Genomic DNA, 23,815 nt, shown 5'->3' on the forward strand with positions numbered 1-23,815 from the left:
GGCGTGCGCCCCGCGGGGACGCGCATTCTCCCGTACTTCAGAGAACTTTGGGTTATATGGCGGCCTCTGCGGGCACGGTAGCGCCAGGGGCGGTGGCGCGCACCATGCGGCGGAGTTCGGGCACGCACGATCCGCACTGCGTGCCGCAGCCCAGGGCCGCCTGGAGCTGCCCGAGCCGGTCGGCCTCGGCGCCATGGCAGCGCCCGAGCTGTGCGCGGATGGCGGCATCGGTCACGTTCATGCAGGTGCACACCGGCTTGCCGCGCGACTGCACGGCCAGCGCGCCGGACGGGGCCTGGGCGCCGGGCAGCAGCAGCAGGCGCCCGTAGCCCTGGGCGGACTGCTCTTCCTGCAGCAGGGTGCGCAGCCAGGCCTCGGCGCGGGTGTCGCCGCCCAGCAGCAGCGCGCCCAGGCGCAGGTCGCCCGCGGGGTGGGCGGCGGTGGCCGCCGTGCGCTCCAGCCGCAGCGCGCGGAGCTGGCCGCGGCGGCGGTCGGCATAGCGCAGCGTCTCGGCGCCGGCCAGGCCCAGCAGCGCCTCGATGCGCGCGAGCAGCGCGTCGGGCGGGGCTTCGTGGCCCGCGGCGCGCAGCAGCACGCCGTGGCGCTCGCGCCCGGGCTCAGAGAGCGGCGCGTTGTTGCTGAACGGCACGCAGGCCGCGAACGGGAATTCGCCCATCAGCGCGGCCAGCCCCTCGCGCGCGGCGAGCGCCTCGCCGGCCGGCAGCCACGCCATGCCCAGCAGGCGCCAGGGCAGCTCGGCCTTCAGGATCTTGACGGGCGTGTGCTTCAGCTCGGGCTGTTTCGATGTGGGGCAGAAGGCCGGCGTGGTGAGCGCGTTCACGCCCAGCGCCGCGCCGCCCGTGCTGCTGCGCCCGCCCAGCGTCTCGCTGCCCCAGTGCATGGCCATGAAGGCCTGGGCGAGGCCCACGTCGGCGCTGGCCTGCACCGGCACGATCACCGAGCCGCGCGGGCTGGTCACGTGCACGAGGTCGCCCTCGGCGAGCTGGCGGCGCTCCATGTCCTGCGGGTGCAACTGCACGCAGGGCTCCGGCGCGTGGGCGGACAGGCGCCCCAGCGTGCCCGTGCGGCTCATGCCGTGCCACTGGTCGCGCAGCCGGCCCGTGGTGAGGCTGAACGGGTAGCGCGCGCTGCGCGGCTCGGCCACCGGCCGCCAGGGCGCGGCGGTGAAGCGCGCGCGGCCGTCGGGCGTGGGGAAGACGCCGTCCTCGTACAGGCGCGCGCGCCCCTCGGCCGCGCCTTCGGGAAAGGGCCAGTGCTGCGGCCCCTGCGCGTCGATCAGCGCCCACGAGAGGCCGGTGATGTCCAGGTCGCGCCCGCGCGTGCTTTCGCGGTGCTCGTTCCAGAGCGCCTCGGCGCCGGCCTCGGGCCGGTCGGTGTCGTAGGGGAAGAGGGTGGGGCGGCCGGGGCGCAGCAGCGCTTCGAGCCGCCGGGCGAACTGCGTGGCGATGGCCCAGTCGTGCCGCGCCTCGCCGGGCGCGGGCACGGCCGGGCGCACGCGCGAGATGCGGCGTTCGCTGTTGGTGACGGTGCCGGTCTTCTCGCCCCAGGTGGTGGCGGGCAGCAGCAGGTCGGCATACGCGCAGGTGGCCGTGGTGGCGAAGGCCTCCTGCACCACGACGAACTCGGCACGCTCCAGCGCCCGGCGCACGGTGGCCTGGTCGGGCAGGCTCTGCGCGGGGTTGGTGCAGGCGATCCAGAGCGCGCGGATCTCGCCGTCGGCCGCGGCCTGAAACATCTCCACGGCCGTCTTGCCGGGGGTGGCCGGCACCTCGGGCACGCCCCAGAGCGCGGCCACCTCGGCGCGGTGCGCGGGGTTGGCGAGGTCGCGGTGCGCGGAGAGCAGGTTGGCCAGCCCGCCCACCTCGCGCCCGCCCATCGCGTTGGGCTGCCCGGTGAGCGAGAACGGCCCCGCGCCCGGCCGCCCGATCTGCCCGCAGGCCAGGTGCAGGTGGATGAGCGCGGCGTTCTTGTCGGTGCCGCTCGTGCTCTGGTTGAGGCCCTGGCAGTACAGGCTCAGCGTGGGGGCACGCCGCGCGGGCGTGCTGCCGCTGTCCCCGCCCAGTGCGAACCAGCGCGCGGCTGTGGCGAGCTGTGCCTCGGTGATGCCGCAGGTCTGCGCCACGCGCGCGGGCGTGCAGTCGCGCACCAGCGCCTTGAGCGCCTCGAAGCCCGTGGTGTGCGCGGCGATGTAGGCCGCATCCACCCAGCCCTCCCACAGCATCAGGTGGAGCATGCCGTGGCAGAGCATCACGTCGGTGCCCGGCAGGATCGGCATGTGCAGATCGGCCATCGCGGCCGTCTCGGTCCGGCGCGGGTCGGCCACGATGATCTTCAGGTGCGGGTTGGCCGCGCGCGCGTCCTCGATGCGGCGGAACAGGATCGGGTGCGCCCAGGCCGTGTTGCTGCCCGTGATGAACAGGCACTGCGCCAGCGCCAGGTCTTCGTAGCACGCGGGGGGCGCATCGGCGCCCAGCGTGGCCTTGTAGCCCGCCACCGCGCTGCTCATGCACAGGCGCGAGTTGGTGTCGATGTTGTTGGTGCCCAGCAGGCCCTTGGCGAGCTTGTTGAAGGCGTAGTAGTCCTCGGTGAGGAGCTGGCCGGAGACGTAGAAGCCGACGGCGTCGGGGCCGTGCTCCCGGACGATGGCGGCGAACTTCCGCGCGGCCGTGTCCAGCGCGGCGTCCCAGCCGATGGGCTGGGGGGCGGCCCCGCGCTCGGGGCGGTGCCGGGGAGCGAGGAGGCGGGTCTGCAGGGTGACGGGCTGGGCGGCCGTGAGGTGGAGGGTGGAGCCCTTGGTGCAGAGGCGGCCGAAGTTGGCGGGGTGGGTGGGGTCGCCGCGCACGCCGGTGATCTGGCCGGCGGTGGATTCGATGATGACGCCGCAGCCGGTGCCGCAGTAGGGGCAGGTGGATTTTGTTTCTTGGTGCATGGCGGGCGGGGTGGGGTGGTTTGGGGGGTTATGCCGGCGGATTCATTGGGTGGTTTGCTATTTTTTTTGTAGTTGATTGGTGGTTACGTTGGGCTCTGCGGCGCTGCGGCTCTGCGGCTCTGCGGCTCTGCGGCTCTGCGCTGTGGCGGAGTTTTGTTTTTTTGTTTGTTTCCCGGGGCCGGGTCTCGGCCCGGCGGCCGAGGCACTTTTCTTTGCTTCGCCAAAGAAAAGTACCCAAAAGAAAGGCGACCCTGCTGTCTGCGACCCCTTCGCTGCGCTGCGGGGCGACCTGGGGTGCTCGGTGGCGGGGTGCGCCGCGGAACTCGCTGCGCGCTGGCGCGCTCCGCTCAAACAGCCGCGGCGAGCCAGATGTTGAAGCGGGTGTGTCCTTCGGCACACCCGCCACCCCGCCCCCTGCGCGCCCCAGGCGCATCCAGAAGGGGCGTTCCGGGCCGTCGCTTCGCTCGGCCTGCGCAAGACCCTCGGGCCATCGCGTTGCTCGGCCTGGGAGGACCGTCGCTGCGCTCGGTCAAGGTGGAGCGTTACGTCCCTCTCAACGAATGGTGCGCGGTGCGCAGCACTCGCGCATCCCAGGTCGAGCGCAGCGATGGCCCGTGTGCGGCAGCTTCCCTTCTGGATGAGCCGAGGAGCACAGGGCGCGGGGCGCGCGGATGTGCCGAAGGACACATCCGCCACGTGGTCTGACTGGCTGCGATGTCCGAGCGCAGCGCGCCAGCGCGCAGCGAGTTTCGCAGCCGCGCCCCGTGACCGAGCACCACAGGTTGCCCCCTTCGCCCACCGGGCGAAGGGGGACGCAGCCAGCAGGGTCGCCTTTCTTTTGGGGCCTTTTCTTTGGCGAAGCAAAGAAAAGGTCCTCGGCCGCCGGGCCGAGACCCGGCCCCGGGAAGAAAAGCCAAAAACAGCATTCATGGCAGAGCAGAGCCCGTTGCCCGCTGGCAGATCACGCACCCACCTGCGCACACCGCCGCGCCGGCCCCGCCACCGGCCTCACCTCCTCCACCCCATGCCTCACCAACTCCAGGGCATCCAGAAACACCTCCCCTCCCTCCACCTTCACCGCGAACTTCGGCGTGCACCCCTCGTCCGGCGCCGCGGCCTGGCCATCGCACAACCCGATGCTCCAGTTGTGCAGCGGGCACGCCACGCTGCGCCCGAACACGATCCCCTGCGACAGCGGCCCCCCCTTGTGCGGGCAGCGGTCGAGCAGCGCGAACACCTCGTCCGCGCCGTTGCGGAAGACGGCCACGTCCAGGCCGCGCGGCCGGGCGACGCGGCGGGAGCCGAGCACGGGGATGTCGTCCACGCGGCAGATGGAAATCCATTGGTGGGTCATGGGGGCCTCTTGTCGATGGTGTGGTGTGTGGGGATGGGATGGCAGGGGATGCGGCGGCGGCGCGCTCACGCGGCGGGCACCGGCACGATGGGGATCACGGGCACGAACTGCCGCGTGTCCACCGCCGCCTTGTCGAACTCGAACCACGGGTCGGGTTCGCCGTCGAGCGCGAACTGCAGTTGCTCCCACAGCGCCCGGCGGCCCTCGTGGTCCTCGAGGATGCGCTGCTTCACGTGGTCCAGGCCCACGCGGTTCACGTAGTGCACGGTGCGCTCCAGGTACCAGCCTTCCTGGCGGTACAGCTCGCAGAAGGCGCCGGTGTATTCGAGCACCTCCGCGGCGGTTTTCAGCTTGGTGAAGAAGTGCGCCACTTCCGTCTTGATGCCGCCGTTGCCGGCGATGTACATCTCCCAGCCCGAGTCCACGCCGATGATGCCCACGTCCTTGATGCCGCTCTCGGCGCAGTTGCGCGGGCAGCCGCTCACGGCGAACTTGACCTTGTGCGGCGCGTACATGCGCCACATCGCGCGCTCCAGGTCCTTGCCCATCTGCGTGCTGTCCTGCGTGCCCATGCGGCACCACTCGCTGCCCACGCAGGTCTTCACCGTGCGCAGCGCCTTGGCGTAGGCGTGGCCGCTGGGCATGCCGATGTCCTTCCACACGGCCTGCAGGTCTTCCTTCTTCACGCCCAGCAGGTCGATGCGCTGGCCGCCCGTCACCTTCACCGTGGGGATCTGGTACTTGTCCACCACGTCGGCGATGCGGCGCAGCTCGGCCGCGGTGGTCTCGCCGCCCCACATGCGCGGGATCACGCTGTACGTGCCGTCCTTCTGGATGTTGGCGTGGCTGCGTTCGTTGATGGCGCGGCTCTGCGGGTCGTCCTTCGCCTCCTTGGGCCAGGTGCTGGTCACGTAGTAGTTCACGGCCGGGCGGCAGGTGGCGCAGCCGTTGGGCGTCTTCCATTCCATGAAGGCGAACACGTCGCCGATGGACAGCAGCTTGTTGGCGCGGATCGCGTCGCGCACGGCCTGGTGGCCGTGGTCGGTGCAGCCGCACACGGCCTTCGTTTTCGGCGTGGCGGAGTAGTCGCCGCCGGCCGTGAACATGATGATCTGCTCCACCAGGCCCGTGCACGAGCCGCAGCTCGCGCTGGCCTTGGTGTGCTTCTTCACGTCGTCGAGCGTGAACAGGCCCTTTTCCTTGATCGCCTTGCAGATGGCGCCCTTGGTCACGCCGTTGCAGCCGCAGACCTCGTCGGTGTCCGCCATGGCGGCGGCTTTGCTGTGGCCCTGGTGGCCCGCATCGCCGATGTTCGATTCGCCGAACATGAGCTTGTCGCGGATGTCGGCCACCGTGCGGCCGTCGCGCAGCAGCTTGAAGTACCAGCTGCCGTCCACCGTGTCGCCGTAGAGGCAGGCGCCCACGAGCTTGTCGTCCTGGATGACGAGCTTCTTGTACACGCCGCCGCCGGCCGCGTATGGGTCGCTCATCACGATCTCCTCCGTGCCTTCCCCGCCCTGGAAGTTGCCGGCCGAGAACAGATCGATGCCCGTCACCTTGAGCTTGGTGGAGGTGAGCGAGCCCTGGTAGCGGCCGATGCCGTGTTCGGCCAGGTGGTTGGCCAGCACCTTGCCCTGCTCGAAGAGCGGCGCCACCAGGCCGTAGGCGATGCCGCGGTGCGCCGCGCACTCGCCCACGGCGTAGATGCGCGGGTCGGTCACGGTCTGCAGCGTATCGCTCACCACGATGCCGCGGTTCACGTGCAAGCGCATGCTCTCGGCGAGCTGCGTGCTGGGGCGGATGCCCACGGCCATCACCACGAGCTGCGCGGGCACCTCGGTGCCGTCCTTGAAGCGCACGGCGGCCACGCGGCCGGTGGCGGCATCGCCCACCAGCTCCTGCGTCTGCGCCTTCATCAGAAAGCCCATGCCGCGCTCCACCAGCGATTTCTGCAGCATGCGGCCGGCCACGTCGTCGAGCTGGCGCTCCATGAGCCACTCGCTCGCGTGCACCACCGTGACGCGCATGCCGCGCTTCATGAGGCCGTTGGCGGCCTCCAGCCCGAGCAGGCCGCCGCCGATCACCACCGCGTCGCGGTAGGTGGCGGCCGCGTCGATCATGGCCTGCGTGTCGGCGATGTCGCGGTAGGCCAGCACGCCCTGCAGCTCCTTGCCGGGGATCGGCAGGATGAACGGGTTGGAGCCCGTGGCGATGATGAGCCGGTCGTAGGGCGCCTCCACCGTGCGGCCCTGGGCATCGGTGCCGCGCACGACGCGGCGCGTGCGGTCCACCTCGCGCACCGTGCAGCCCGCGTGCAGCGTGATGCCGTTCTCTTCGTACCACGCCCAGTCGTTGAGGACGATCTCCTCCAGCGTCTGCTCGCCGGCCAGCACGGGCGAGAGCAGGATGCGGTTGTAGTTGGGGTGCGGCTCGGCGCCGAAGACGGTGATCTCGTACAGATCGGGCGCGATCTTCAGCAGCTCCTCGAGCGTGCGCACACCGGCCATGCCGTTGCCCACCATCACCAATCTGGATTTTTTCATCGTGACCCCACAGGCGGTTCGGTTCGTTCGCGGACGAAGAACACAACAAACAAAAAAGGCGTCCACACCCCGCACCGGCCGCTTTCGCGGGCCCGCTGCATGGGTGGGGACGCCTTCGTCCTGGCCTCTTCAGCCCCGTTTCCGCCATTGGAAGAGGGCAGGCCGCGTGGCCAGCCTTGGCCACGCGGGGGCTATTGCAATGCCCGTGCCAAGTGCGTGGTGCCTGCCGGTTTCAAGAAAAAATGCCCTGATGCCGCCGGATCCATTGAATAGTTTGCTATTGATTTAATAGCATCTGGGCGGGCGAGGTGCTGTAGGGGCCGCGTGCCGGGCGGCAACGGCCATCGGTGGCGATGAACTGCTTTGGTGCGGCGGTCCGTGCTGGTGCATGCCGCGCGTGGAATGGGGCAAGGCCTGGTTGTGGGCTGGGCCCGGGGTTGCGGGCCGCCATCCATGCCTTTTTTGGCATCGAAACCCTCAGGGCGATGCTTCTTTGCTGTTCAGTTCTTCCTGCATCCATTCGGCATCCGATTTCGCGCCTTTTTTCACGTAATAACGCACGGATGCTTCGTCTGCACCCAGGACGCTGGAGACGATTCCCGCTCCGCCAATGCCAACTCTGTATTCTTTGCCGTTCTCGACGGTGCTGAAATAGCAGGAGCCGAAGGAGTAATCGTGGAATTCGAAGTCGAATATGGGTTTTGCGTTTCTCCAGTATTCCTTGAAATCTTCCGGAGTCATGGTGAATGCATTGCAGAACCTGATGGTGTCTTCATTCCTGGCTTCAGGGTCCATGGTCTTCTGGATGGCGGCCGCCTGGATGGCCACCGGCATCGACCACCATGTAAAGAAAATGGCAGTGCAAATCCCCAAGGTGGCCAGGACGAAAATCGCGATTCTCAATGGATTCTTCATGGAATTGCCTAGTACCGGATCAGCCTTGCTTCGCTTTCCTGTTTTCTAGGGTCGATCAGGCCATGGGGGTAGATTCGCTCGCGGGTGAGATTCAAGGTCAGCAGCAATTCTTCTGTCAACCATTTCGAAGAAGAATTCTGGGCATGCGTTGGCTCGCGATAGGATCGATTCACCGGGGCGCCGACAACCTCTATGGCGATGGAGTCGAAATTGGTGCCGCCGGTCACGATCAGCATTCGATTTTCCTTCCAGGTCTTTTCTGAATGCCGGGCAGTGCCTGCAGCGGCATTGTTGCGTTCATTTTGATGAAAGCTGGTATTGGAAATGTTCCGCTGAACATCGGCCGCCTTCGTTTTCTAATGCGGCGATTAAGTTCTGGTTATCGAAAGGGCTGCCGGCGCCGAGGGGCGGTCTTCACGCAATGCCGCAGGGCGGAACGGTTTTGGGGCCGGTATTTCGCGCCGTGGCATGCCGCTTCGGGGGCGAGGGTGCGATGGCGGCGGCTCGCGCCGAAGCTGGGTGCGTTCGACAAACACCGTGCGAGCCGCACGCATACCCAAACGGAGGATCTTTCCATGGCCATGACTGGTACCCAGAACGCTACTGCCCAGTGGGGCACGCTGCCCCGCAACCCGCCGCGCTTCGACACGGACCGCTTCATGGTCCTGCCGCTGCAGCCCGACAAGGCGCGCGACCTGCTGGGGGTGCTGCTGTGCGACGGCAAGCTGGCCGCCCAACTGCCCTGGATGCCCGACAAGTCCGCGGACGGTGCCCGTGCGGAGGCGTTCCTGGCCGAGATGCGCTGCGCTGCCGGCACGGACCTCGTCTGGGGCGTCGTGGAGCGGGCGCGGGGGGCGTACATCGGCGCGGTGATCGTGCGCGACAGCCTGGAGGGGCTGGATGTGGAGGTGCTGTGCGCGTCGCAGTTCTTCGGGCAGGGCGTGGCGGATGAGGTGGGGGAGCCGGTGATGGCTTGGTTGGAAGAGGTGGTGGAGGTGGAGTTGGTGTGATGGGGTTTTGTTCTGGGGTTTTTGGCCGCATGCCGCCGGATCCATTGGATAGTTTGCTATTGTTTTTGTAGTGAATTGTCGGGGGCTTCGCGGCTGGTGCGGCGGGCTTTTGATGGCGGTGGCAGGGTTTTGTTTTTGGGTTGCTTCCCGGGGCCGGGGTGTGCGCCCGGCGGCGCACCGACTTTCTTGTGCTTCGCCAAATGCCGCTGCGCTCGGCCTGGTGGGGCTGCGGCCTAACCCGGGCGGCAGCTGGCGCCGCCGTCCACCAGCAGGTTGGCGCCGTTGATGTACGAGGCCGCGTCGCTGACCAGGAAGGCGACGGCCTTGGCGATGTCGGCGGGGGTGCCCAGGCGGCGCAGGGGGTTGCTGTCGCGGACCTGGGCGAAGTGGGCGGGGTGGTGCTGTTCCATGCGGCCCCAGTGGCCGTAGGGGTCGTAGATGGCGCCCGGGGTCACGGTGTTCACGCGGATGCCGTGGGGGCCGCATTCGTGGGCGAGGCCCTTGGCGTGGGCCAGCAGGCCGGCCTTGGCGGCGTTGTAGGCGGTGGCCTGGGGGCCGATCTCCTGCCCGGAGAGCGAGTTGATGAACACCATGCTGGCGCGGCGGCTGGCTTTGAGGAAGGGCACGGCCGCGTCCGCGCCCGCCACGAGGCCGATCAGGCTCACGGCCAGTTCCTGCTGCCAGCCGGCGTCGTCGCGGCCCGCCAGCATGGCTGCGGCGTTGCCGATGAAGACGTCCAGCCCGCCCCATTGCCCGGCCGTGCGCGCCACCCAGGCGCGCACGGCGCGGGTGTCGGCGATGTCCAGCGACTCACCGGTCGCCTGCAGGCCGGGGCGCCGCAGCTGGCCGAGCGCCAGGGAGAGCTGCATCGCTTCGCGGCCGCACACCGCGAGGTGGCAGCAGCCCTCGTCGGCCAGGCGCTCCGCGATGGCCAGCCCGATGCCGCGGGTGCCGCCCGCGATGACGACGCGCAGGGAGGACAGGTCGATGTGCATTGGTGGAGAAAAAGAAAGAAGAAGGGAAGAGAGGGAAGGGACGCGGTCAGGGGCCCGGGTTCACCAGCCGGGCCTGGCCGGTCAGTTGCGCATCGGCCGGGTTGGTGCCCGTGGTGTCGTGCAGGCTGCCGTCCAGGAAGTTCCATTGGCCGATCAGCGCCGACGGCGTGGGCGGCAGGGCGGCGATGGCCTGGGGCACCTGGGCATCGGCCAGGGCGAGGTTCCAGACGCGCAGCAGCTGGAGCGTGCTCTGCTGCATGCCGGGCATCGAGGGCAGCGCGGGGTTGGCGCCCGCGAACAGGCCGCCGGTGGAGCTGATGTCGATGGGCGCCTGCCCCGAGGGGAAGCTGGACAGCTGGCTGCCGTCCACCCACACCGTGAGGTTGCCGATGCCGTTGGTGGTCTGGCGGCGCACCACCAGCGCGTGCGGCCCTCCGGAGAGCGAGACGGCGTTCAGGGCCTGGTAGTCCAGCGACTGGCCCTGGCCGCTCATGTTGCTGAGCCAGACGGTGCCTTGGCCGTCGATCTGCAGGTAGAAGCCCGGCCCGTTGGCCGTGTCGAGCCGCGACAGGATCAGGCCCGCGGCGGCCTGCAGTTGCAGCGCGAAGGTGAAGTCTCCCGTGCCGCCGAAGTTGTAGGCCGGGATGGACGGCACCCGCAGGGCGCTGGCGCCGTCGCTCCACTGGACGCTCCAGGGCGCCGGCTGGGGGAACTGCACGCGCACGCCCGCCGGGGCGCCGGTCAGGTGGGGCGCGGTGAGGTAGGCCGTGAGCGTGTAGCTGCTGCCGCTGTCCAGCCCCGGGTAGTCGATCACGGTCTGGTCGGTGCCGGGCGTGGCGGTGCCGGGCGGAATGGTGCGGCCCTGTGCATCCTGGAGCGTGAAGCCCGCGACCGCCTGGCCCGGGGCGGGCGCCTGCCAGCCGACGGTGAGCCGGCCCCCGGCGTACCGGGCGCTGAGCTGCTGCGGCGCGCCCAGGGGCACGATCTGCCACTGCACGGCGGGCGACCAGTCGCTGCGCAGCACACCGCTCGATGCGCGCACGCGCAGGCCATAGGTCTGGCCGGCCTGCACGCCGGCGGCGATCGCCCGGGCCGACAGGCCGTCGATGGCGAAAGCGGGCTGCGGCGACACGGGCTGCCCCTGGGCGTCCAGCCACTGGACCTCGTAGGCGAGCATGCCCGGGGCAGGGGCCGTCCAGGAAACGCTCAGCGCGTTGCTGCCTTCGTCGAACGCATATTGGGCGATGGCGGGTGCGGCCAGCGTGGCCCACTGGATGGCCGCGAGCGCGGGCGCGCCCACGTTGACGCCGCTGCCCGCCTGCACCCGGACGGACTGGTTCTGGTAGCTGGCCAGCGCGGGGCCGGTGAGGGTGGCCACCACCTGCTGCGCGGTGGCGGCGAAGGCGACCTGGGGCTGGTCCGGCAGGGGCCGGCCCTGCGCATCGACGACGAGCACCTGGTAGTCGGCCGCCGCGGGAACGGGCGCGAAGGACACGACGACCGCGTCGCTCTGCAGCGCCGCTTTCAGGGCCGTGGGGGCCGGCAGGTCGCGGGCCGTGAAGGTCAGCGCGGGGCTCCAGGCGCCCTGCGCCGTGCCCGCGGTGCCGCGCACCTGCACCTGGTAGGTGGTGCCGTCGGCCAGCGCGACCCCGTCGGCGCGGGCCTGCGTGCCGCTGACGGTGAAGGCGGGCTGCGGCGATACGGGCACCTGCCGCGCATCCAGCAGCTCGACGCCGTAGCCCGTGGCGTTGGGGGTGGCCTGCCAATCCACGACGAGGCGCTGCCCGAGCGTCTCGAAGCGCAGCGCCACGCCGCCCACCGGCGCGATGGGGTTCCAGGGGAGCGCGATGCCGGCCCACAGGCCCATCGCCTGCGCCCCCTGCGCGCCCTGTGCACGCACCCGCAGGCGGTAGGTGAGCGCGTTCTGCAGGGCGCTGCTGTCGATGGAGGCCGAGGCACCGCTCACGGTGATGGCCGGCTGCGGCTGCAGGGGCGCGCCCTGCGCGTCGTCGATCTCGACCGCATAGCCCGCGGCATCGGCCACCGCCTGCCATTGCGCGGCCAGGCGGGTGCCCGCCTGCGCGGCGGCCAGACCGGCCGGGGCCGGCAGCACCTGGAAGGGCGCGGCGGGGCCCCAGTCCGCAGGGATGTCCCCGCTGCGGCCGCCCAGCGTGAGCACCGCCACGCCGTACCGGCCCGCCTGGCCCGGCGCGGGAAGGCTGGCCTGCGTCGCGCCGGCCGCGGCGGAACCGGTGGCGACCACCGTGCCGCCCTCGGTGAGCTGGAGGCGGTAGCCGCCATTGCCGGCCACGGCCGTCCAGGTGGCGCCGATGGCATCGCCGAGCACCAGGGTGGGCGCACCGGCCGTGGCGGGCTTGTCGATGGCGAACAGCGGGGACCAGTCGCCCCGCACGCTCTGGTCGAACGGTTGCACGGCGCCGTGGTACCGGCCCGGCGCCAGATCAGCGGGAATGGGCACGGACCCGGTCAGGGCCGGCGCATCGACGGCGACGGTGCCGACGGCGGGCTGGCCCTGCTGGGTCAGCACCAGCATGTAGCGGGTGGCGTGGGTCGATGCGGTCCAGACCGCGGTGACCGTGCCCGCGGCGCAATCCAGCGAGGTGATCGTGGTCGGGCCGGGCTTGTCGGGCGGCGGCGGCGGGGGGGAGGGACTGGGGCTGGGCGAGGGGCTGGGCGTCGGAACCGGGACGGGAACGGGCGCCGGACCGGGGCCCGGGGAGGGGCTGGGGGAAGGACTGGGCGACGGGCTCGGGCTGGGGCTCGGCGAGGGGCTCGGGCCGCTGTTCCAGCCGTTGCACAGCAGCGTGGAGGCGAACTGCTGGAGCACCTGCTTGCCCACCACCACGGAAAAGAAGAGGGCCGACTTCTCCGGATCGTCCAGCACCGCCTTGATCATGTTCAGTGCGCCGTTGCCGACGGCGTCCACCAGGGTCTGCAGCAGGCCGCTGAAGCTGATGGTCTCCGGCTTGGCGATGGGAACGTCGAACGCGGGCATGTCCACGGACAGGAAATCGACCTGGCTGGCGATGCTCAGCGTGTAGCTGACCTGGACCTGGATGTTGAGCGCGCCGCCGCCGGATTTGCCCATCGACACCTTGACGCCGAATTTGGCGGTCAGCGCCTCCTTGAACACGAAGTTGACCAAACTGCCGCACACATTGGCGTTGTTGAGCGACTTGATGGTGTTCAGGAAGTCCAGCACGGGCCCGGGGAAGTCGTCGATGGGCCAGTTCTTGACCTGGAAGCCCTGGGACTTGCTCCAGGTGAATGCGAAGCTCGGATGGTCGATGCCCAGCACCGTGCCCGGATAGGTGAGCGTGCCGGCCATCTGGTAGCCGCTCTGGCCGGCGGCCTGCGCGATGCCGATGCTGCCCGCCGCGAAGGGCTCCTTCATGAACCTGAAGCCGGCCTCCAGCAGGAAGCTCGATTGCTGCGCACTGCGCTGGATCCGGACGCCGGGCCCCTGGCCGCTGAAATTCTGGTCGGCGATGGCCAGGATGCCCTCGATGTCGATCTCGGAGGGAATGCTGCCCCCGACGCTCAGGCGGCTGCCGCCCGCCCCCTGGCTGCCCTGGACCTGCAGGTACACATCGGCCGCGAAGCCCAGGATGTCGATGCGGCATTGGTCGAGGTTGAAGCCCGCCTGGAACGCCTCCTGGCCGGACTGCGTGGCGGTGGGGGCGTAGTACAGCCGCATGGGCTGGCTGGCGGACTGCGGCCCGAAGCTGATCGGCAGCAGCGTGCCCCAGTCGATGCCCGCGTCGATGTCGGTCAGCAGGTCGGCCACGGCGAAGGTGCTGGCCAGCGACACCCCGACCACGGAGAGCGTGCCGGCGTCGAAGCGCAGGTAGCCCTTCAGCTGCGTGAGGCCGCCGAAGCTTGCGGTGGTGTCGAAGGCGATGCGGGTCGGCGCGCCGGAACCGCTGGAAAAAGAGAGGGCGAAGGACTGGATGTCCACGCCCTGGAGGATCCCGAACGGGTTGTGCCAGGTCTGCGTGGACGCGGCGCTGAAGGCGATGCTCTGGCCTGGGACGACGGTGCAGGTGGCCGTGTCGAACCGCAGCAGCGGAAAGTCGCCCGGCACGTGGAGGGTGCCCGCGCCGAGCAGCTGGTTCACCATCTCCGTGAAATCCAGCGGCGCCCCCGGCAGCAACGCGCCCTGCAGGCTCAATCCCCCTTGGGGGCCGGGAAGTTGCGCAGACAGCTCAAAGCGCGCGGACGCCAGCTGCAACTGCGAACTCAACGAAGTCTTGAGGGCCATGGGCGGGGCTCGGGTTGAACCGTGGGGCGGTGGACGGAGAGGCGGGCCGGCGCGAGGAGGGCCGGCCGGCCGAGGGAAGGCGGGGCGCCCGGCGCAGCGAAGCGCCCCGGAAGGCCCCTCAGGGGGCGGGCGCGCCGTAGTCGAACTCGATCTTGACGTTGGCCAGGGACAGCTTGTCCAGCACGGCGATGCTGGCGAACGGCGTCCACGTCGGGTTCCACTTGCCGCCGGTGTCGGAGCCGAACAGCATGCCCAGCTCGAACTCTCCCTGGGTGTCGATCAACAGGTTGTTGACCGCCACGGACAGGGTGGTCAGGCTGGTCGGCAGGTCGGCCTTCGTGATGGGGCTGCCCAGGTTGGTGGCCGCCCAGTCGACCAGTTCGCCGACCGAGAGGAAGCTGGTCGGCGGCTGGTTGGCAGGCAGCTCGTAGGTGAACTTCAGTTGCCCCGGGGTGGCGGGCGGCAGGACTGTGTTGATAGGGATCGGGATGGATCCGATCTCGATCGTGCCGGAGATGGTGGTCGTCAGAGTGCTGGCCATGGTGATTGCCTTTCGCTGGGTTGGTGGTACGGGGAAACAGGGAAACGGAAGCGCTCAGGTCGCTTCGTGGTAGCTGTACTGGCCCAGCGCGGCGGGTGCGGGCCAGTACGTCGGGGTCACGCCGTGCCTGGATTCGGCGTATTCGGGGGTGCTGTGCAGCCAGCCGATCACCAGGCTGCGCGGCCACCGGCGGTTGCCCAGCACCCGGTGGAACGAGTGCGGGCAGCATTCGAAGACCAGCAGGCGGTTGGGGCGCGGCGCCACCGCCGTGTGGATCTGGATGCCGTCGTTGAAGGGGCTGTCGTAGCCCAGGCCCGTCTCGCCGCCGTCGCCTTCGCTCCAGCCCTCGCCGTCCAGGTAGTACAGGAAGGCGGCGGTGCGCACGCGCTTGAGGATGGGCGCGGGCGAGCCGCCGGCCAGCGGCGTGCCGGCCTGGTACTCGCAGCCGAAGTACCAGGGGCGCATGCCTTCGGCGGACAGGGGGTCCTCGCTGTGGAAGCAGTGGACGTAGTCGCTGTGCCAGGTGCCGTTGCGCGAGCCGACCGGGTGGTGGTTGATCTGCGCATTGACCTCGGGCGTGAACTCCAGGCCGAAGGCCTGCGACACGTCGTCGCTGAAGGCGCGCCGGTAGAAGTGCTGCAGCGCGTCCGGCGCGTCCGGCGGGATGACCCAGTGGAAGCAGTCGTAGCCGCCGATCTTGGCCAGGCGCTCGGGGTTCCGGTGCGCGCTCAGGCCCCCGGCGAGCAGCGCATCCAGCCGGTCACGGAAGGCCCGGTGTGCCGCCGGAGGCAGGTAGTCGTCGATGACGCGGTGCGGAAACGGCAGGGGCGCCACCGCGCCGCCGCGCAACGAAGCTGCTGCGTGCATGGACTGCGTCCCGTCCGGCCGTCAGGGCAACATCCACCACTGGCACGCCAGGCCGGAGTCGTTGTAGTCCTGGTCCGCGCCGTCCTCGGACACGACCATGCGCATGTTGTAGCCCAGCAGGCCGTACTTGCCGACGCCGCTCATGTTGGACATGACCCACGCGCCGCTGCCGTTGTTGGCGTGCTCCATGATCACGGCGGCATTGTTCTGCCCGGCGGGGCCGGGCGGCGTGTCGATGGTCTGGTGGGCCAGTTCGCGGTTGCCCTCTCCGGCGCCCACCCATTGCATCGACGGCCCGCCGCCGTTGACCGTGAGGGTCACGCGCTGGTTCCAGAGCGCGTTGGTCACGCCGGTGATGTAGACGCGGTGCGACGGGGGCAGATCGAAGAAGCGCGCATCGGTCCCGCCGCCGATCACGCCATGGAGCGTCTGGCCCTGGCCCGACAGGTTGAAGGTGCCGTCCGGGTTGAGCACCAGATCGCACGCCCCCTGGCCGTCGTACCACCAGCGGTTGTTGTAGCCACCCGTGGTCACGCTCACGCACCAATAATGCGGCCCGCCATTCTGGTGGCCGATATCCAGCAGGGTGATATACCCGAATCTCTGCACGAATATGACCGCCTGCGTGCCCTGCACATACAGCGTGGAATTGGCCGGGCTGATCACCGGGCCGCCGGTATTATTGATGACGTTCACTGACCAGGTCATGGTTTTTCATTCTCTGCGGGTGGATGAAAATTATTCGATGAATATCATTTTTCCAAAAACACCGAAGCGCCATTGGAGGTTGAAAATGGTTTTCATTGAATATCGATGGCTGGGCAAGATTAGCATTTAACAAAATGTATCAATATGAATAATTCCTGAAAAATCCTTAAATTGCGGGCAGGGTTCTGAAAATGCGAGGACATGGGGCCTGCTGGCCGGCTGCCGGCCGGCCGCCGTATCCACTCCGGCTTCGGCCGGCGAGCGGGAGAGAGCAGAACCCGGGGATGGACGGCGCCGCAGCCGGTTCTACGGCGGGAGCCGGTTTTTTCCTGAAGACAGGTGGGGCGTGGAGCCGGGGCCAGGCGACCGGCGCCGCTCCCGCAGCGGATCTGCGGTGCGTTCCCCAGGCGTACGGCCACCGGCGCACCGTGCGCCTGCCGTCGGCGATCAGCGGGCGGCCGGGAGCCCGGGCAGGGCGCGGCCGCCCGCCCCCGAGGGGGTGAATGCGAACATCCGCCGATAGGCGCCCGGCGTCACCGCCAGCTTCGCCTGGAAGTGGTGGCGCATCGACTGCACGCTGCCGAAGCCGGCCGCGTCCGCGACGCCTTCGATCGACAGCCGGCTCGATTCGAGCAGCCGCTGGGCTTCGGCCACCCGCTCGTCGATCAGCCACTGGCCCGGCGCCTGCGACGTGGCTTCGGTGAAGCGCCGCAGGAACGTCCGCGGACTCATCGCGGCAGCCCCTGCCATGCGCTCGACGTTCCACGGCGCGCGGAGATCGGCGCGCACGGCCTCGATGGCGGCCGCGATGTGGTGGCCGGTGTCGCGCGGCACGGGGCGTTCGATGAACTGCGCCTGCCCTCCGCCGCGGTGCGGTGGCATCACGAGGCGCCGGGCCACGCTGTTGGCGGCCCGGGAGCCGTAGTCCTGCCGCACGATGTGCAGCATCAGGTCGATTCCCGCCGCGCTGCCCGCCGAGGCGGATCGAGCCGGACCTGGGGCTGCGGCTCGAACCCGCTGCGGTGGAGGCGCTGGCCGATGTTTGCCTTGCCCGTGCGGGGCGGACCTGAGGCGCCGGGCCTGTCGCGGGGCCCGGCTGCCGGGCTCCCGTGGTTGCTATTAAAAAAATAGCAAACTATTCAATGGATCCGGCGGCATGGAGCCGAAAACTCCCTCACCCTCCGCCCAGCACCTTGTAGAGCGTCACCCCGTTGCTCTGCTCGGCCAGTTGCACTGCGATCAGACCCAGTTGCGCGCTGTACAGCGACCGCTGCGCGTCCAGCACGGCCAGATAGCTGTCGGCGCCCAGACGCCAGCGCGCCAGCGTGAGGTCCAGCGCGCGCTGGCTGGTGGAGACCAGCGACTGCTGCGCCTGCACGCGGTCCTGCAGCGTGGCGCGTTCGGCCAGCGCGTCGGCCACTTCGCGGAAGGCCGTCTGCACGGCTTTGTCGTACTGGGCCACGGCCGTGTCGCGCGCGACCTCGGCGATGCGCAGGTTGGCCTGGTTGCGGCCGGCGTCGAAGATCGGCAGGCGGATCTGCGGCGCGAAGCTCCAGGTGCCGTTGCCCGCGCCGAAGAGGCCCGAGAGTTCGTTGCTGGCGGTGCCCACGCTGGTGGTGAGCGTGATCGACGGGAAGAACGCCGCGCGCGCGGCGCCGATGCTGGCGAAGCTGCCCTGCAAGGAGCGCTCGGCGGCCTGCACGTCGGGGCGGCGCAGCAGCGTGCTGGAGGGCAGCGAGGCCGGCACCGCCAGCAGCGGGGCCACGCGGGCGGGCGCGCGCTGCCAGCGTGCCGGGTCGGGGCTGCCGGCGCGGTCGGCGCCGGAGGGCGAGGGGGCGCCGCCCTGGGCCGGTGCCTGTGCCTGCGAGGGCGCGGCGGGCGGGGGCGGCGGCGCCAGGGCCTCCAGCGCGACCGGCGGCAGCAGCGCGTCGGCCACGGGGCCGCCGGCCAGCAGGTGCAGGGCGTTGCGGTCCTTGGCGAGCTGGGCGGTGGTGGTGGCGATGTCGGCGCGCGCGGAATCGACGGTGGTCTGCGTCTGCGTGAGGGTCAGGCCCGAGGTGGCGCCCTGCTCGTAGCTGCGCTGCGCGAGCGACAGCGACTGCTCGCGCGTGCGCAGGGTCTCGCGCGCGAGCAGCAGGCGGCGCGCGTCGGCGTCCAGCGTGAGCCAGGCGCCGGCCACGTCGGCGATCAGGGACAGGCGCACGCTGCGCGCGTTCTCGCCCACGCGCAGGAATTCCTGCAGCGCGGCGTCGTTCAGGTTGCGCACGCGGCCGAAGAAGTCGATCTCGTAGCTCGCGAAGCCGATCTGCGCGCTGTACTGCGCGCTGGTGTTGCTGCGGCCCGCGGCGGTGAGGTCGTCGGCCGTGCGGCTGCGGGTGCCCGCGCCGGTGGCGTTCAGCGTGGGAAAGAGGTCGGCACGGCTCACGCCGTACTGGGCCCGCGCGCGCTCGATGGCGAGCGCGGCCACGCGCAGGTCGCGGTTGGCTTCCAGCGACTGCGCGACCACGCCGCGCAGCCGGGGATCGGTGATGAACGATTCCCACGGTACGTTGCCGATGTCGGAGGCCTGCGCGGGCGCCGTGGTGGCGCCGTCCAGCGTGGCGGGCACGGCCGGCGCGGGCGCCTGGTAGGGCGGCGCGAGGTTGGCGCAGCCCGCCGCGAGCAGGGCGGCGGCCAGGGCCATGGGCAGGGACGGGGCGGTGAAGCGCAAGGGCATCGGGGGGGCTGGACGCGTCATGCGGAGGCTCCGTGGGCGGGGCTGGCCGGGCCGGCGGGCGGCGGCGTGCCGCCTGCATCGCCGGGGGGCGTTGCCGCGTCGGCGCGGGCCGCGCGGTTGGCGAAGAAGCTGCGGATCAGCACGAAGAACACCGGCACGAAGAAGATGCCCAGCACGGTGGCGGAAACCATGCCGCCCAGCACCGCGGTGCCGATGGCCTGCCGCCCGCCGGCGCCCGCGCCGGTGCCGATGGCCAGCGGCAGCACGCCGAAGCCGAAGGCCAGCGAGGTCATCAGGATGGGCCGCAGCCGCAGGCGCACGGCCTGCAGCGTGGCGTCGATCACGCTCTTGCCCTGGGCCTGCAACTGGGTGGCGAACTCCACGATCAGGATCGCGTTCTTGGACGACAGCCCCACGGTGGTGAGCAGCCCCACCTGGAAGTACACGTCGTTCGACAGCCCGCGGATGCCGATGCCCAGCAGCGCGCCCACGATGCCCAGCGGCACCACCAGGATCACCGAGAACGGCACCGACCAGCTCTCGTACAGCGCCGCGAGGCAGAGGAACACGAACAGGATCGAGACCGCGTAGAGCACCGGCGCCTGCGAGCCCGAGAGCCGCTCCTGGAACGAGGCGCCCGTCCATTCGTAGCCGATGCCGGGGGGCATCTCCTTCATGATGTCGTCCACCGCCGCCATGGCCGCGCCGGAGCTGACGCCGGTGGCCGCGTCGCCCACGAACTCGTAGCTCGGGCTGCCGTTGTAGCGCTGCAGCTGCGGCGAGCCGTAGGTCCAGCTGGTGCTGGAGAACGACGAGAACGGCACCATCTGGCCCAGGCTGTTGCGCACCGTCCAGGGGCCGATGTCCTGCGGCAGCATGCGGTAGGGCGCGTCGCCCTGCATGTACACGCGCTTGACGCGGCCCTTGTTCAGGAAGTCGTTCACGTAGGTGCCGCCGATGGCGCTCGACAGCGTACTGTTGATGTCGGCCGTGGCCAGGCCCAGCGCGCCGGCCTTGGCGTCGTCGATGGCCACGCCCAGTTGCGAGGTGTCGTCGGGGTTGTTGCTGCGCACGTTCGACAGCTCGGCATGCTGGCCGGCCAGCTGCAGCACCTTGTCGCGCGCGGCCACGAGCGCGTCGTGGCCCAGGCCGTTCAGGTCCTTCAGGTGGAAGTTGAAGCCCGCGTTGGCGCCCAGGCCGCGCACGGCCGGAGGCAGGATCACGAAGATGCGCGCATCGCGGATCTTGCGCAGGTCGGCCGTGGCCTTGCGCGCGATGGCGTCGGCGCTCTGCGAGGCCAGCGGGCGCTCGCTCCAGTCCTTCAGCCGCACGAAGCCGCGCGCCGAACTCTGGTCGCCGTTGGAGCCGGTGATCGAGTTGAAGCTCACCACGTCGGGCTGCGCGGCGAAGTATTTCTGCACCTCGGCCATCACCGCCTGCAGCCGCGTGTTGGACGAGCCCGCGGGCAGCGTGATCTGCACCTGCACGGCGCCCTGGTCCTCGTTGGGCAGGAAGGCCGTGGGCAGGCGCATGAACAGCACCGCCATGCCGCCCACGATCAGCGCGTAGATGAGCATCATGCGGCCGCCGCGGCGCACGGTGCGGCCCACGCCGCGCTGGTAGCCGTCGGCCGTGCGGTCGAAGCGGTGGTTGAAGCCCGTGAAGAAGCGGTCCACCCAGCCCAGCGGCCCGCGCCGCGGCGTGCCGCCGTGCGGGCTGTGCTGGCCCTTGGGGATGGGTTTGAGCAGCGTGGCGCAGAGCGCCGGCGTGAGCGTGAGCGCCACCAGCACCGACAGCACCATGGCCGAGACGATGGTGATCGAGAACTGCCGGTAGATCACCCCCGTGGAGCCGCCGAAGAACGCCATGGGGATGAACACCGCCGAGAGCGTGAGCGCGATGCCCACCAGCGCGGGCGTGATCTCGGCCATCGACTTGCGCGTGGCCTCCTTCGGGGGCAGTCCTTCCTCGCTCATCACGCGCTCGACGTTCTCCACCACCACGATGGCGTCGTCCACCAGCAGGCCGATGGCCAGCACCATGGCGAACATGGTGAGCGTGTTGATCGAGTAGCCCGCGGCCGAGAGCACGCCGAAGGTGCCCAGCAGCACCACGGGCACGGCGATCGCGGGGATCAGCGTGGCGCGGAAGTTCTGCAGGAACAGGTACATCACCAGCACCACGAGCAGCATGGCCTCGGCCAGCGCCTTGACCACCTCGTCGATGGAGGCGTCCACGAAGGGCGTGGTGTCGTAGCTCGTGAAGGGCTTGAGCTGGTAGGGGAAGAACGGCCGCAGCTCAGCGATCTTGGCGTTCACCGCCTCGGCCACCGCCATGGCGTTGGCGCCGTCGGCCAGCACCACGCCCATGCCCGCGCCGGGCTGGCCGTTGAGGCGCGAGGTGATGGTGAGGTTCTCGGCGCCCAGCTCGATGCGCGCCACGTCCTTCAGGCGCACGACCGAGCCGTCGGTGGCCACCTTGAGCACGATGTTCTCGAACTCCTCGCGGCTTTGCAGCTTGCTGCGCGCGGTGATGGTGGCGTTGAGCTGCTGCTCGCCCACGGCGGGCAGGGCGCCCAGTTGCCCGGCCGAGACCTGCGCGTTCTGCGCGTTGATGGCGTTGCCCACGTCGGAGGGCATGAGCGCGAATTTCTCGAGCTTGGCCGGGTCCATCCACACGCGCATGGCGTAGGGCGTGCCGAGCGTGGCCACGTCGCCCACGCCGTCGATGCGGCTGATCACGTCCACCAGGTTGCTGGAGATGTAGTCGCCGATGTCCACCTGCGTCACCGACGGGTCGGGCGAGGTGAAGGTGATGATCATCAGGTAGTCGTTGCCGCCCTTGGTCACCGTCACGCCGCGGCTCTGCACGGCCGGCGGCAGGCGCGACATGGCCTGCTGCAGCTTGTTCTGCACCTGCACCTGGGCCACGTCGATGTTGGTGCCCGCGTTGAAGGTGAGCGTGGTGCGCGAGCCGCCCGAGGCGTCGCTGGTGGAGCCCATGTAGATGAGGTTGTCCAGCCCCTTGAGCTGCTGCTCGATCACCTGCGTGACCGACTCCTCCACCGTCTTGGCCGAGGCGCCCGTGTAGGTGGCGCTGATGGACACGCGCGGCGGCGCGATGTCGGGGTACTGCTCCAGCGGCAGCGAGCGGATCGACATCGCGCCCGCGAGCATGATGACGATGGCGATGACCCACGCGAAGATGGGTCGGTTGATGAAGAACTGGGCCATGGCGGGGCGTCCTCAGCGCGAGGCCGCCGGGGCCGGGGCAGGTGCCGACGCAGACGCGGGCACGGAGGCCGGCGCTGCCGCGGCCGCAGAAGAAGCGGCCGGCGTTCCTGGCGCGGCGGCGCCGCCGCTGCTGCCACTGCCGCCCTGCGGCTTGATCTGCACCTCCACGGGCTTGACCGTGTCGCCCACCTTGATGCGCTGCAGCCCGTCCACCACGATGCGGTCGCCCGCGGCCAGGCCCGCCGTTGCCGCCCAGCGGTTGCCCACGGCCGCGCCCACCTGGATGCCGCGGCGCTCCACCTTGTCCTGCGCGCCCACCACCAGCACGCTCGCGTTGCCGGCGGTGTCGCGCGTCACGCCCTGCTGGGGCACGAGCAGCGCCTGCTCGTTCACGCCCGTCTCCAGCACCGCGCGCACGTACATGCCGGGCATCAGCAGCCCGTCGGGGTTGGGCACCACGCCGCGCAGCGTGATCGCGCCCGTGGTCGGGTTCACGGTCACGCCGCTGAACTGCAGCCGGCCCGGCTGCGCGTAGGTGCTGCCGTCCTCCAGCTTGAGGCGGATACGCGCCTGGCCCTCGCCGGCGCGCTGCAGGCGGCCCTGGGCGAGGTCGTTCTTCCAGCGCAGCACTTCGGTGCTGGACTGCGTGACGTCGACATAGAGCGTGTCCACCTGCGAGACGGTGGTGAGCGCGGTCGTCTGGCTGGCCGTGACCAGCGCCCCCGGCGTCACCGTGGAGATGGCGGTGCGGCCCGAGATGGGCGCCTTGATGCGGGTGTAGCCCAGGTTGATGCGTGCCGTCTCCACGGCCGCGCGCGCCACGGCCACGTCCGAGCGCGCCTGCTGGGCCGTGGCCTGGCTGTCGTCGGCCACCTGGCGGCTCACGGCCTCGATCTTCGCCAGCTCGGCATTGCGCCGCGCGTTCGATTCCGCCGAGCCGGCCGTGGCCTGCGCGCGGCCCAGCGAGGCCTCGGCGCTTGCCAGGGCGGCCTCGAAGGGCGCGGGGTCGAGCTGGTAGAGCACCTGGCCGGCCTTCACGTCGGCCCCCTCGGTGAAGAGGCGCTTCTGCACGATGCCCCCCACCTGCGGGCGGATCTCGGCCACCAGGTAGGCGCTGGTGCGGCCGGGCAGCTCGGTCGTCACCGACTGGCGCTCGGGCTGCAGCGTGACCACGCCCACTTCCACCGGGCCGCGCGGCGCGGGCTTGGCCGCCTTGTCCGAACAGCCGGACAGCAGCAGCGCCCCGGCGGCGAATGCCGTGGCCAGCGCCCAAGCGCCGCGGCGCCGCGCGGCGGGGGCGGCGGCAGGGCGGGACGGATCGGGGGCGGCGCAGCGGGGAAGGGCAGGGAAGGCAGGGCGGAGGAATTCGGGGCGTGGGTGCGTGGGATTCATGGCGAGCGCTGCAGGGTGTGGGCGGATTCTGCCGGGCGAATGAAAACGGCTTGTGAAGCTGGACGGCGGCCGTAAGGGTGTCCCATGCCGCCATGCCGGCGGCCGGGGGCTGCCTCGGTGCGGCACGGCCGGCCCTGCGCAGCCCCCGCGGGGGGGGGCCGGAGCCCCACGGCACGGGGCCGTTTGCAAGATGGACGCTATGTGACACATTTTCCCGATGAATGTATCCAATTGCATCAATCCCAGGAAGCGGCCATAACAGCGTGCCGCCCCGGTTCCGCACCGCGGCATTTCCGCACGACCCTCTCC

General features: G+C 70.2%; 15 protein-coding genes. 1 reads left to right on the forward strand and 14 read right to left on the reverse strand.

What is annotated here, in order from left to right:
• Positions 1–52: 52 nt before the first annotated feature.
• From BM144_RS18720 to BM144_RS18740, 5 genes are all read right to left on the reverse strand, one after another.
• Positions 53–2,950: a nitrate reductase gene (locus BM144_RS18720; protein WP_092955872.1), complete on the reverse strand. Its 2,898-nt coding sequence runs from the start codon at positions 2,948–2,950 to the stop codon at positions 53–55.
• Between the two features lie 961 nt (positions 2,951–3,911).
• Positions 3,912–4,304 (reverse strand): nitrite reductase small subunit NirD, encoded by a 393-nt coding sequence (gene nirD / locus BM144_RS18725; protein ID WP_092955875.1) that lies wholly within the window; start codon positions 4,302–4,304, stop codon positions 3,912–3,914.
• A gap of 65 nt (positions 4,305–4,369) precedes the next feature.
• On the reverse strand, positions 4,370–6,847 hold the full coding sequence (nirB, locus tag BM144_RS18730; protein WP_092955878.1) for a nitrite reductase large subunit NirB: 2,478 nt from the start codon (positions 6,845–6,847) through the stop codon (positions 4,370–4,372).
• A gap of 477 nt (positions 6,848–7,324) precedes the next feature.
• Positions 7,325–7,762, reverse strand: a complete 438-nt coding sequence (locus BM144_RS18735) for a hypothetical protein (protein WP_139225775.1) — start codon at positions 7,760–7,762, stop codon at positions 7,325–7,327.
• Positions 7,763–7,770: 8 nt separating this feature from the next.
• Positions 7,771–8,088, reverse strand: a complete 318-nt coding sequence (locus BM144_RS18740) for an N-acetylmuramoyl-L-alanine amidase (RefSeq protein ID WP_281246099.1) — start codon at positions 8,086–8,088, stop codon at positions 7,771–7,773.
• Between the two features lie 249 nt (positions 8,089–8,337).
• On the opposite strand from BM144_RS18740, the gene BM144_RS23650 reads away from it, so the two are divergent.
• Positions 8,338–8,772, forward strand: a complete 435-nt coding sequence (locus tag BM144_RS23650) for a GNAT family N-acetyltransferase (protein WP_281246098.1) — start codon at positions 8,338–8,340, stop codon at positions 8,770–8,772.
• Between the two features lie 233 nt (positions 8,773–9,005).
• On the opposite strand, the gene BM144_RS18750 is transcribed toward BM144_RS23650, so the two are convergent.
• From BM144_RS18750 to BM144_RS18790, 9 genes are all read right to left on the reverse strand, one after another.
• Positions 9,006–9,767, reverse strand: coding sequence for an SDR family NAD(P)-dependent oxidoreductase (locus BM144_RS18750; RefSeq protein WP_092955887.1), 762 nt, complete (start codon positions 9,765–9,767; stop codon positions 9,006–9,008).
• Positions 9,768–9,813: 46 nt separating this feature from the next.
• Positions 9,814–14,049, reverse strand: coding sequence for a hypothetical protein (locus BM144_RS23215; RefSeq protein ID WP_175526073.1), 4,236 nt, complete (start codon positions 14,047–14,049; stop codon positions 9,814–9,816).
• Positions 14,050–14,167: 118 nt separating this feature from the next.
• Entirely contained in the window at positions 14,168–14,590 is a 423-nt protein-coding gene (locus BM144_RS18760) for a hypothetical protein (protein ID WP_092955892.1), read from the reverse strand.
• A 54-nt stretch (positions 14,591–14,644) separates the two neighbouring features.
• Positions 14,645–15,457: a 2OG-Fe(II) oxygenase gene (locus BM144_RS18765; protein WP_092955895.1), complete on the reverse strand. Its 813-nt coding sequence runs from the start codon at positions 15,455–15,457 to the stop codon at positions 14,645–14,647.
• A gap of 21 nt (positions 15,458–15,478) precedes the next feature.
• The gene (locus tag BM144_RS18770) at positions 15,479–16,165 is read right to left on the reverse strand and encodes a fucose-binding lectin II (RefSeq protein WP_092955898.1); all 687 of its coding nucleotides are present in this window, start codon (positions 16,163–16,165) and stop codon (positions 15,479–15,481) included.
• Positions 16,166–16,612: 447 nt separating this feature from the next.
• Positions 16,613–17,113, reverse strand: a complete 501-nt coding sequence (locus tag BM144_RS18775; RefSeq protein WP_092955901.1) for a helix-turn-helix domain-containing protein — start codon at positions 17,111–17,113, stop codon at positions 16,613–16,615.
• 226 nt (positions 17,114–17,339) lie between these two features.
• Positions 17,340–18,902, reverse strand: a complete 1,563-nt coding sequence (locus tag BM144_RS18780; RefSeq protein ID WP_092955904.1) for an efflux transporter outer membrane subunit — start codon at positions 18,900–18,902, stop codon at positions 17,340–17,342.
• Positions 18,899–22,114, reverse strand: a complete 3,216-nt coding sequence (locus BM144_RS18785; protein WP_092955907.1) for an efflux RND transporter permease subunit — start codon at positions 22,112–22,114, stop codon at positions 18,899–18,901. The genes BM144_RS18780 and BM144_RS18785 overlap by 4 nt, the downstream gene beginning before the upstream one ends.
• A 12-nt stretch (positions 22,115–22,126) precedes the next feature.
• The gene (locus BM144_RS18790) at positions 22,127–23,506 is read right to left on the reverse strand and encodes an efflux RND transporter periplasmic adaptor subunit (RefSeq protein ID WP_092955910.1); all 1,380 of its coding nucleotides are present in this window, start codon (positions 23,504–23,506) and stop codon (positions 22,127–22,129) included.
• Positions 23,507–23,815 lie beyond the last annotated feature (309 nt).

The organism is Paracidovorax konjaci (assembly GCF_900112675.1).
Lineage (GTDB): Bacteria > Pseudomonadota > Gammaproteobacteria > Burkholderiales > Burkholderiaceae_C > Paracidovorax > Paracidovorax konjaci.

Coding starts and splice junctions, on each gene's coding strand:
- BM144_RS18735 (WP_139225775.1), bottom strand. CDS start 7,762: ATGAAGAATCCATTGAGAATCGCGATTTTCGTCCTGGCCACCTTGGGG.
- BM144_RS23650 (WP_281246098.1), top strand. CDS start 8,338: ATGGCCATGACTGGTACCCAGAACGCTACTGCCCAGTGGGGCACGCTG.
- BM144_RS18780 (WP_092955904.1), bottom strand. CDS start 18,902: ATGACGCGTCCAGCCCCCCCGATGCCCTTGCGCTTCACCGCCCCGTCC.
- BM144_RS18765 (WP_092955895.1), bottom strand. CDS start 15,457: ATGCACGCAGCAGCTTCGTTGCGCGGCGGCGCGGTGGCGCCCCTGCCG.
- BM144_RS18760 (WP_092955892.1), bottom strand. CDS start 14,590: ATGGCCAGCACTCTGACGACCACCATCTCCGGCACGATCGAGATCGGA.
- BM144_RS18785 (WP_092955907.1), bottom strand. CDS start 22,114: ATGGCCCAGTTCTTCATCAACCGACCCATCTTCGCGTGGGTCATCGCC.
- BM144_RS18790 (WP_092955910.1), bottom strand. CDS start 23,506: ATGAATCCCACGCACCCACGCCCCGAATTCCTCCGCCCTGCCTTCCCT.
- BM144_RS18770 (WP_092955898.1), bottom strand. CDS start 16,165: ATGACCTGGTCAGTGAACGTCATCAATAATACCGGCGGCCCGGTGATC.
- BM144_RS18720 (WP_092955872.1), bottom strand. CDS start 2,950: ATGCACCAAGAAACAAAATCCACCTGCCCCTACTGCGGCACCGGCTGC.
- BM144_RS18750 (WP_092955887.1), bottom strand. CDS start 9,767: ATGCACATCGACCTGTCCTCCCTGCGCGTCGTCATCGCGGGCGGCACC.
- nirD (WP_092955875.1), bottom strand. CDS start 4,304: ATGACCCACCAATGGATTTCCATCTGCCGCGTGGACGACATCCCCGTG.
- nirB (WP_092955878.1), bottom strand. CDS start 6,847: ATGAAAAAATCCAGATTGGTGATGGTGGGCAACGGCATGGCCGGTGTG.
- BM144_RS18775 (WP_092955901.1), bottom strand. CDS start 17,113: ATGCTGCACATCGTGCGGCAGGACTACGGCTCCCGGGCCGCCAACAGC.
- BM144_RS23215 (WP_175526073.1), bottom strand. CDS start 14,049: ATGGCCCTCAAGACTTCGTTGAGTTCGCAGTTGCAGCTGGCGTCCGCG.